The organism is Microvirga sp. 2YAF29 (assembly GCF_052114605.1).
GTDB lineage: Bacteria > Pseudomonadota > Alphaproteobacteria > Rhizobiales > Beijerinckiaceae > Microvirga.
In genome coordinates this window covers 1-7,862 of sequence record NZ_JBFRFB010000029.1, presented here as the reverse complement: position 1 = coordinate 7,862, position 7,862 = coordinate 1, and the positions used below count along the sequence as shown (strand labels likewise).

The window sequence follows — 7,862 nt, the reverse complement described above, 5'->3', positions numbered from 1 at the left end:
AAGCTCGCGCAGGAAGCGGCCCTTGCCTCCGGCGCTTCGACGCCGCTGGGCGCCGAAGCCGCCCAGCTCTACGCGCTCTTCAACAATGGCGGACACGAGGGCGACGATTTTTCGGGCATCATCAACTTCATCCGCGGGAAGAAGTGAGCTGACGCGCGTCATGGTCAGTAGATCGATAAGGAACGGCAATGCATATCCAAAATTGGCGGATTGCATACTGCCCTCGCTGAACGCTCTAATAACCTGCAATTTGGGCTCGTGCTGGCAGCAGGCTAGAGCTTGGATAATGTCATATATTGCTGCGCTCTTGCCAGACCTACCAAGCTGAAGTTCACAGCACGATCAACCATTAGGTGCAGAGCTGAGCATCGTTTATAAGCTAGCTCTAATCCTTTGGCACGCCGATAACCGTTCTAATTTAATGCGTAGTTGAGGTTATGGTCTCTTATTCTACCCAGGTGGGTATCGAACCAAGACCTTTCTTTTAAAAGTTAGGTGCTCTGTTTCACTCTCCATGGATCCCTGTTCAGAAAAGAATGTTCCCTGTTATTGCGCACAGGGACCGACAGCCTAAGTAGATGTTGCCTCTGCGAAAATCTTGCCAGACGGCCTATCAAATAGGACCTTGCTGTGTGAATTTCCCAGTACTTTCGCTAATAACAGGGAAAGCTAATCGGAGACAGGTTCGCAGGTGACTGTCTCCACCAGCATGCAACGCAGATCCACACGATCGTGGGCCTGGTCGGCGCGGGTATCGGAATTGCCATTGTGCCGGAGACCGCCAGAAACCTACATCCGAGAGGTGTCAGTTTCCTGCACATCCTGGAAAAGTCCGAACCTGTCCATGTCGCGCTCGGATGGCAACGGGGCAAAGATACGCCCGCTATTCGGTCGTTCCGGCAAGTTGCGCTGCTGGTCGTTCAACAAATGCAGACCAGACCCAAAAAAGCGACCTCCGAGCAGAGCCGCAGAATGGCCAAGTGAATAGCGCCAAGCTATGTATGCTCACGATGGCTTCAGTTTCGATGAGGATATCTGAAGCTAGGCCAGCGGCCTGATCGGCTACAGCCTTACTGCCTCTGTTCCTGCAGCGTCAGAGAAAAAGTTCGAACGGCGCGAAAACAAGCTCAAGGGCTGCGCGGAAACTGCCGATAAATGGCGTGCAAGCAGGAAGCGAAGGAACTCAGGGCACCAGCGCTCTTGTTGCACCAAGTACTGCGACCTTATTGAGAGTGAAGAGAACGTCCTCGACAGGCCCGCGATAGGTCATTCTGATCCTTTCATAAGGATGCCGGGCATGTTCGGCAGCTATGCTAGGAAACCAATTCGAATGCGACAGCTATTCCCTGCCCTCCGCCAATGCACATCGTGGCGAGGCCACGGCGACCGCCTATTCGCTTGAGCTCATAGATCGCTTTCAGCGCGATGATCGCATCGCTCGCACCCACTGGATGCCCCAGAGCAATAGCTCCGCCATTTGGATTGGCCCGCTCCTCCGGAAACTCGAGATCCCGCGCCACGGCGCAGGCTTGCGCAGCGAAAGCCTCATTGGATTCGATGACGTCAAAATCACCGATCTTGAGACCCGTACGCTCGAGGAGCCGCCGAACCGCAGGAACAGGCCCAAGTCCCATTTCATCCGGCTCTACGCCGGCATGCGCCCAGCCGATGATCCTCGCGAGCGGTTTCAACTCTCTGCGTTGGAGAGCATCTTCGCTCGTGAGAACTAAAGCCGCCGCGCCATCATTGATTGACGATGCATTGCCGGCAGTCACCGTACCTGCCTTTTCAAAGACGGGTTTCAAACCGGCAAGCTTCTCGACTGCGGCGTCCGGGCGAACATTCTCGTCAGTGTCAAAAATGCGCTCGCTCTTTCCATCCCTGACCGTAACACCCACGATCTGATCCGCGAAGCGCTTCTCCGCGAGTGCCTGCGCGGCACGCTTGTGGCTCTCGGCGGCAAATGCATCCTGTTCCTCACGAGAGATCTGCCGTCGCCGAGCAATATTCTCCGCCGTGACGCCCATATGGCCGTGCCCGAACGGATCACTGAGCGCGCCAACCAGCGCGTCTACAATCGTGCTGTCTCCCATCTTCTGCCCCCATCGGGCGGACTGGAGGAGATATGGTGCACGGCTCATCACCTCTGCGCCACCGGCAACGGCAGTTTCACACTCGCCGAGCGTGATGGCCTGCGCCGCGCTGACGATGGCCTGCAAGCCGGAGCCGCAAAGGCGATTGACATTCATGGCTGGCGTCTCAATCGGAAGACCAGCCTTCAATGCGGCAACGCGAGCGAGATACATATCCTTGGGCTCGGTGTTGATGACATGTCCGAAAAAGACCTGGCCGATCTCGCCTGCCTCCAATCCTGAACGGGCAACAGCTTCTTTCGTACAAAGAGCCGCGAGCTCCGTCGGAGCATGGTTTTTCAGGGAGCCGCCGAAACCGCCGATTGCCGTTCTGACTGCGCTCGCGATAAAAACGTCGTTACGTGAAGAAGTCATAGCGCTGCTTACTTTCAAACACCTGTTTAAGAATGTGTAATTGCAGTCGGACGCGTATCCAGGAATGAACGGCCTAGAGAGGCCGCGACCTCCACCATGGCAGCGGCGCCGGAAGCGTCCGAGCTAGATGCATTTCCGTCGAGATAGCGCTTTTTAACGCCCTGTGTGATGGCAGCGAAGCGAAATGCATGGAAGGCGAGCCACATGTTCCAATCGTCCGGAACATCGATCTGACTATGTCGCTGGAATTCATGAATAAGAGCCGCATTCGATGGTATTCCCAGTTCATATCGGTTCAGATCGCCAAGACCCTTGATATGCCCGTCCCGAGGCAAGTATAGCATCGTGCAGAAGTAGGACAGATCGACCAGGGACGTGCCAAGTGTGGAAAGCTCCCAGTCCAGAACCCCGATAATCACCGGATCGGTCGGATGAAAGACAAGGTTGTCGAGACGGAAGTCGCCGTGCACCAGAGTGATGCGCCCATCCTCAGGCTGCCAGCCTGACATGCTCCTGATCAGATCCTCCATCGCCGGGATGGTTTCGGTTTCCGAAGCCCGATATTGTTCTACCCATCGGGAAATCTGGCGTTGAACGTAGTTTCCGCTTCGCCCATAACCCGTCAGTCCGACATCCTGCACGTCGAGCCCCGCCAAGGCGCCAAGAACGTGCGCGATCTCCTTAAAATAGTCAGCTCGTTTTTCCTTCGGGATTTCAACCAATGCAGGATCCCAGAATATCCGGCCCTGGAGAAAGTCCATCACGAAAAACGGAGTGCCAATGATCGAAGGATCCTCACAGAGAAGCCGAGCCTTGGGAACAGGCACATCGCTTCCGTCAAGGGCACTCATGACTTGATATTCCCGCTCGATTGCGTGAGCGGAGCGCAGCAGAACACCAGGAGGCTTGCGGCGGAGGACATAATGACCGGAGGCAGATTCAATTAGGAAGGTTGGATTGGACTGCCCACCTGGAAATTTCCGCACCGTTATAGGGCCGCGAAAGCCCGGCAATCGTGCTTCCAGGTAAGGTGTGAGCTTCTCAAGGTCGAGATGGGCGATATCGCTCATGCGTTCGCAGTTCCGTATTGCTTGAGAACCTGCTTCCCAAGACTCATCAAGTGCACGGCATCGGGACCATCGGCGATTCGGATCGTGCGGGCATATTTCCAGGCGTCCGCGAGGAATGTATCCTGACTCACACCCTTCGCCCCGAATATCTGGATGGCCCTGTCGATGACTGTTTGAGCCATCGAAGGCGCGACAATCTTGATCATCGCAATCATGTCGCGGGCAGCCTTGTTGCCCTCACGATCCATCTTGTCGGCGGCAGCCAGCGTGAGAAGACGCGCCTGGGCGATCTCGCAAGAACTGCAGGCGATCTCTTCCCGAACAGTTCCCTGCTCCGCAAGCGGTTTCCCGAATGCGACCCGCTCATGCGCGCGCTGACACATCATTTCCAATGCCCGCTGTGCGCAGCCGATCAAGCGCATGCAATGGTGGATGCGACCTGGGCCGAGACGCCCCTGTGCGATCTCGAACCCTCGCCCTTCCCCCAGTAGGATATTCGATTTAGGAACACGTACATTATTGAATACGATTTCTGCGTGACCATGAGGCGCATCATCGTGTCCAAAAACCTGCATAGGACGGATCATCTTCACACCGTCTGCGTCGGTCGGTACAAGAATCATGGATTGCTGCTTATGTCTCTCCGCATCGGGATCCGTTTTTCCCATGACGATCATGATCCTGCAACGCGGGTCTAGGGCTCCGCTCGCCCACCATTTGCGTCCGTTGATCACATATTCGTCGCCATCCGCCACGATCGAGCACCGAACATTCGTTGCATCGGATGATGCCACTTCCGGTTCGGTCATGCAGAAGGCGGAACGGATCTCGCCGTTCAGCAACGGTTCGAGCCAGCGCTTCTTCTGCTCCTGTGTGCCGTAGCGGGTGAAAACCTCCATGTTCCCCGTATCAGGAGCGTTGCAGTTGAACACTTCCGGGCCAATCAAGGAACGCCCCATGATCTCGCTCAACGGAGCATATTCGAGGTTGGAAAGACCCGCTCCGCGATCAGACTCGGGAAGCCAGAGATTCCATAAGCCGTTCTCCTTCGCCTTCGTCTTCAGCTGCTCCATGATGGGAGGAATGGACCAACGATTAGGCGCGGCGTCCACATGCGCATGATACGCTGCCTCTGCCCTGTAGACATGCTCGCCCATGAATGCCGTCATCCTTTGGGCGAGATCTTGTGTTTTCTTTGATGGAACAAAATCCACAATCATTCTCCTCGATTGCTCTGCTAGAAGCTCTTCAGCATAGCGCCGCCTTCAACGGGAATTACAGAGCCGGTCATGAAACTTCCCGCGTCGGATGCCAGCATGAGAATGGGTCCATCCAGCTCCGCGAGACTGCCCAGACGACGGGGGAAAAGTTTCTCGACGTAAGCCTCTCCTTGAGGGCTTGAAAAGAATTCAGCATTGATCTCGGTTTGGAAATACCCTGGAGCAATTGCATTCACCCTCACATTCGAACGCCCAAGCTCGAGCGCCATGACGCGTGTAAGTTGAATGACGCCCGCTTTAGCCGCAGCATAGTTCGCTTGATTTCTTTGTACCGCCACCCCTAAAGCGGAGGATATATTGATGATCGACCCACGCTTCCTGGCCGCCATCCGTCGCGCAGCGACCTGAGCGGCGCGCCACACACCAGTGAGATTGGTTTCAAGAACGTAGCTCCAAGCCTCCTCCGTCATGTCGAGGAAGGGAGCGGTATCGGCGGTGCCAGCGTTGTTGATGAAGATATCGATGGGGCCGAGCTCTTCCTCGGCAATCTCGAAGCCGCGTTCTACGCTTGCTCGGTCCGTGACGTCCAGCTCGACGCTCAAAGCCCGACAACCTTTTTCCTCGATCTCCTTCTGAACCTCTTCGAGACGATCACGGCGACGGGCTGCGAGGACCACATTGGCACCGGCAGAAGCAAGGGTTTGTGCAATATGGCGCCCGATGCCACTGGATGCACCGGTTACGATTGCCGTGCGCCCAGCAAGCGAGAAGCGCGGATCATTGTCCGGTTTCATGGGAAGTCTCCTCTGAATATGAAGGGAGCAAACTTCTTTGAACGACGAGGGGAAGACCTTCTCGTACAGCCAATGATCGCATCCGACTCGTTTGGCATGGAGGTTTCTATCGGGTCCGCACAATTATTGTTTCTCTGGGTCAAGACTCATCACCTTTTTAGGATATCCGTGAGCCTTCACCCACCGGAGCCTCTGGCTCGTCACCATTGTATTGATGTGAGCAAGGGTCTCGCTGAATGCAAAGCGCATTTGGTGCACATCCTGCACCTTTGGGAATAGTATGCCTGTGAGCTCAGAAGCTGATCGGGGCGCCTCCTCGCAGGCTACTTCTATGACGGCACAACGGGACTTGTGGTGATCCTTCAACTCATCGACACGTCTATGCAATCCACGAAAGGGGAGATCATGCCCTGGCAGAACCAAGACGTCATCGGGCATGCGGCCTTTCAGGTCGTCGAGAGATTGGATGTAGAGGCTGAGCGGATCCCCGTTTGGATCAGCGGACCAAACTCCAACATTCGGTGAAATCCGCGCAAGTATCTGGTCCGCAGCGAAGAACAGGCCGCTGGCAGGGCAGTAGAGCATCAACTGCTGAGCAGAGTGCCCGCCACCACTCAGTATGACAAAGTTACGCTTTCCAATCTGGATTGAGCTTCCGGGTATGAGCGGACAGAAGGTCGATGGCAGGATCGTGACCATCTCCTGATATTTACGCCCCATTGCCACTACTTCACTTGTGATTCCGGCATCCAAGCCATGATCAAGATAGAAGCGGCGATGATCTTCCGAATCCAGAGCGGATGGACTGAGCAGAATATTTTGAGCGATCCGGTATTCGGCTTCCCCCATATAAAGCGACACATTAAGCCGCCGGCTTAGCCAGCCTGCTGCCCCAACGTGGTCCGGGTGATGATGGGTTACGATCAAGCGTGTGATCGGCATGCCCGACAGTGGTCCATCAAGGAGGGAACTCCAGGCATCAAGTCCAGCGACGTCGCCCAATCCTGCATCGACAAGCGTCCAGCCCGCTGCATCCTCAATAAGGTATACGTTGATGTGATCGAGCCTGAACGGGAGCTTCAGACGAAGCCATAGGACGCCCGGTGCAACCTCTGTCAAACTGAGCGGCTTCGGAGCATCTGGAAATGGAAAGTGTAAACTCGAACTGTGAATCAGCATTTTTCTCTGGACTCTGAAGACGGAGAGTCTACTGGGATGATCGCCGTCAAGACTTCACTCCCTCGTCAGGTACGACGAATGTGAATGCCTCCGTCTACATGGAAGGCTTGTCCGGTCGAGTAAGGCAGAAGACCAGAAGCTAGGACGGCCACTGTTCTTCCGATATCATCGGCCTCGCCCCATCGGGTGATTGGAAAGCCGCCTGCCTTGACCCAGCTGTCATATTTATCAAAGACATCCGCGGTCATGTCGGTGCGGATGATTCCTGGCCGAACTTCGTGAACCGCGATGCCGAACTCTGCAAGACGCAACGCGTACAGGGTACTCATCATAGCGATACCTGATTTGGATATGCAGTAATCAGCCTGTGATTGGGTCGCGATAACAGCGTTTCCGGACGAAATGAAAATGATCGAGCGTTCAGGACGCGTGACCTCGCCAGCGGGCTCTTCGATCATTCGACGAGCAATCTGCTGCGTGAGGAAAAAGGATCCGCGGAGGTTAACCGAGATCAAACGGTCAAAGCTTTCGACCGGAACGTTCAGCATATCTCCGCGGAAGGCTGTTTGAACGCCCGCGTTGTTGACCAGACACGATATTGGCCCAAACGCGTTCCAGACCTCAGTAGCGATTCTCTCGTGATCTTCCACATTCGAAATATCCCCTGAGACGAATGCGCCGCGTCTTCCTCGCTGTGAAATTCCCGCAAGCGTTTCCTCTGCGGATTGGTCGCGCACAACGTCATTGACGACCACGTCGAATCCCTGCTCTGCGAGCGCGTACGCGATACCCTGTCCGATACCACGCCTTCCTCCGGTAACGAAAGCGATCCGTTGTCTTCTGCTATCTGCGCTCATGCAGCATCCTCGATTCTGGTCTTGTCGCGATTTCGTAGAGGCCACCCAGTCTTTATGAAGTCTCTCATGAGACTTGGACCGCCCCGTTGAGCTGAGGGAGGATTGTGAAGAGATCGCCGACGAGGCCGTAATCGGCGACCTGGAAGATCGGGGCCTCCTCGTCCTTGTTGATCGCCACGATCACCTTGGAATCCTTCATCCCGGCCAGATGCTGGATCGCGCCCGAGATCCCCAC

7 protein-coding genes and 2 pseudogenes are annotated in these 7,862 nt (G+C 55.5%); 2 read left to right on the top strand and 7 right to left on the bottom strand.

Going from position 1 to position 7,862, the window contains the following annotated elements:
• Positions 1 to 147, top strand: a pseudogene (locus AB4Y85_RS19215) (3-hydroxyisobutyrate dehydrogenase); the annotation flags it as partial.
• Positions 148 to 672: 525 nt separating this feature from the next.
• Positions 673 to 984: a LysR substrate-binding domain-containing protein gene (locus tag AB4Y85_RS19210; protein WP_441986510.1), complete on the top strand. Its 312-nt coding sequence runs from the start codon at positions 673 to 675 to the stop codon at positions 982 to 984.
• A 329-nt stretch (positions 985 to 1,313) separates the two neighbouring features.
• Here AB4Y85_RS19210 and bktB read toward each other — a convergent pair whose 3' ends face one another.
• The 7 genes and pseudogenes from bktB to AB4Y85_RS19175 form a co-directional block, all read right to left on the bottom strand.
• Complete coding sequence (bktB, locus tag AB4Y85_RS19205) at positions 1,314 to 2,507, bottom strand: beta-ketothiolase BktB (protein ID WP_441986509.1); 1,194 nt, start codon at positions 2,505 to 2,507, stop codon at positions 1,314 to 1,316.
• A 26-nt stretch (positions 2,508 to 2,533) separates the two neighbouring features.
• Complete coding sequence (locus AB4Y85_RS19200; protein WP_441986508.1) at positions 2,534 to 3,577, bottom strand: phosphotransferase; 1,044 nt, start codon at positions 3,575 to 3,577, stop codon at positions 2,534 to 2,536.
• A complete protein-coding gene (locus AB4Y85_RS19195) occupies positions 3,574 to 4,791 on the bottom strand; it encodes an acyl-CoA dehydrogenase family protein (protein ID WP_441986507.1) in 1,218 nt (405 codons plus the stop codon). Before AB4Y85_RS19195 ends, AB4Y85_RS19200 begins: the two co-directional genes overlap by 4 nt.
• 23 nt (positions 4,792 to 4,814) lie before the next feature.
• Positions 4,815 to 5,714: an SDR family NAD(P)-dependent oxidoreductase gene (locus tag AB4Y85_RS19190; protein ID WP_441986506.1), complete on the bottom strand. Its 900-nt coding sequence runs from the start codon at positions 5,712 to 5,714 to the stop codon at positions 4,815 to 4,817.
• Positions 5,715 to 6,770 (bottom strand): MBL fold metallo-hydrolase, encoded by a 1,056-nt coding sequence (locus AB4Y85_RS19185; RefSeq protein ID WP_441986505.1) that lies wholly within the window; start codon positions 6,768 to 6,770, stop codon positions 5,715 to 5,717.
• A gap of 65 nt (positions 6,771 to 6,835) precedes the next feature.
• Positions 6,836 to 7,627, bottom strand: coding sequence for a 3-ketoacyl-ACP reductase (locus AB4Y85_RS19180; protein WP_441986504.1), 792 nt, complete (start codon positions 7,625 to 7,627; stop codon positions 6,836 to 6,838).
• A gap of 64 nt (positions 7,628 to 7,691) precedes the next feature.
• Positions 7,692 to 7,862 (bottom strand): annotated as a pseudogene (locus tag AB4Y85_RS19175) (electron transfer flavoprotein subunit alpha/FixB family protein); the annotation flags it as partial.

Coding starts and splice junctions, on each gene's coding strand:
- bktB (WP_441986509.1), bottom strand. CDS start 2,507: ATGACTTCTTCACGTAACGACGTTTTTATCGCGAGCGCAGTCAGAACG.
- AB4Y85_RS19200 (WP_441986508.1), bottom strand. CDS start 3,577: ATGAGCGATATCGCCCATCTCGACCTTGAGAAGCTCACACCTTACCTG.
- AB4Y85_RS19185 (WP_441986505.1), bottom strand. CDS start 6,770: ATGCTGATTCACAGTTCGAGTTTACACTTTCCATTTCCAGATGCTCCG.
- AB4Y85_RS19180 (WP_441986504.1), bottom strand. CDS start 7,627: ATGAGCGCAGATAGCAGAAGACAACGGATCGCTTTCGTTACCGGAGGA.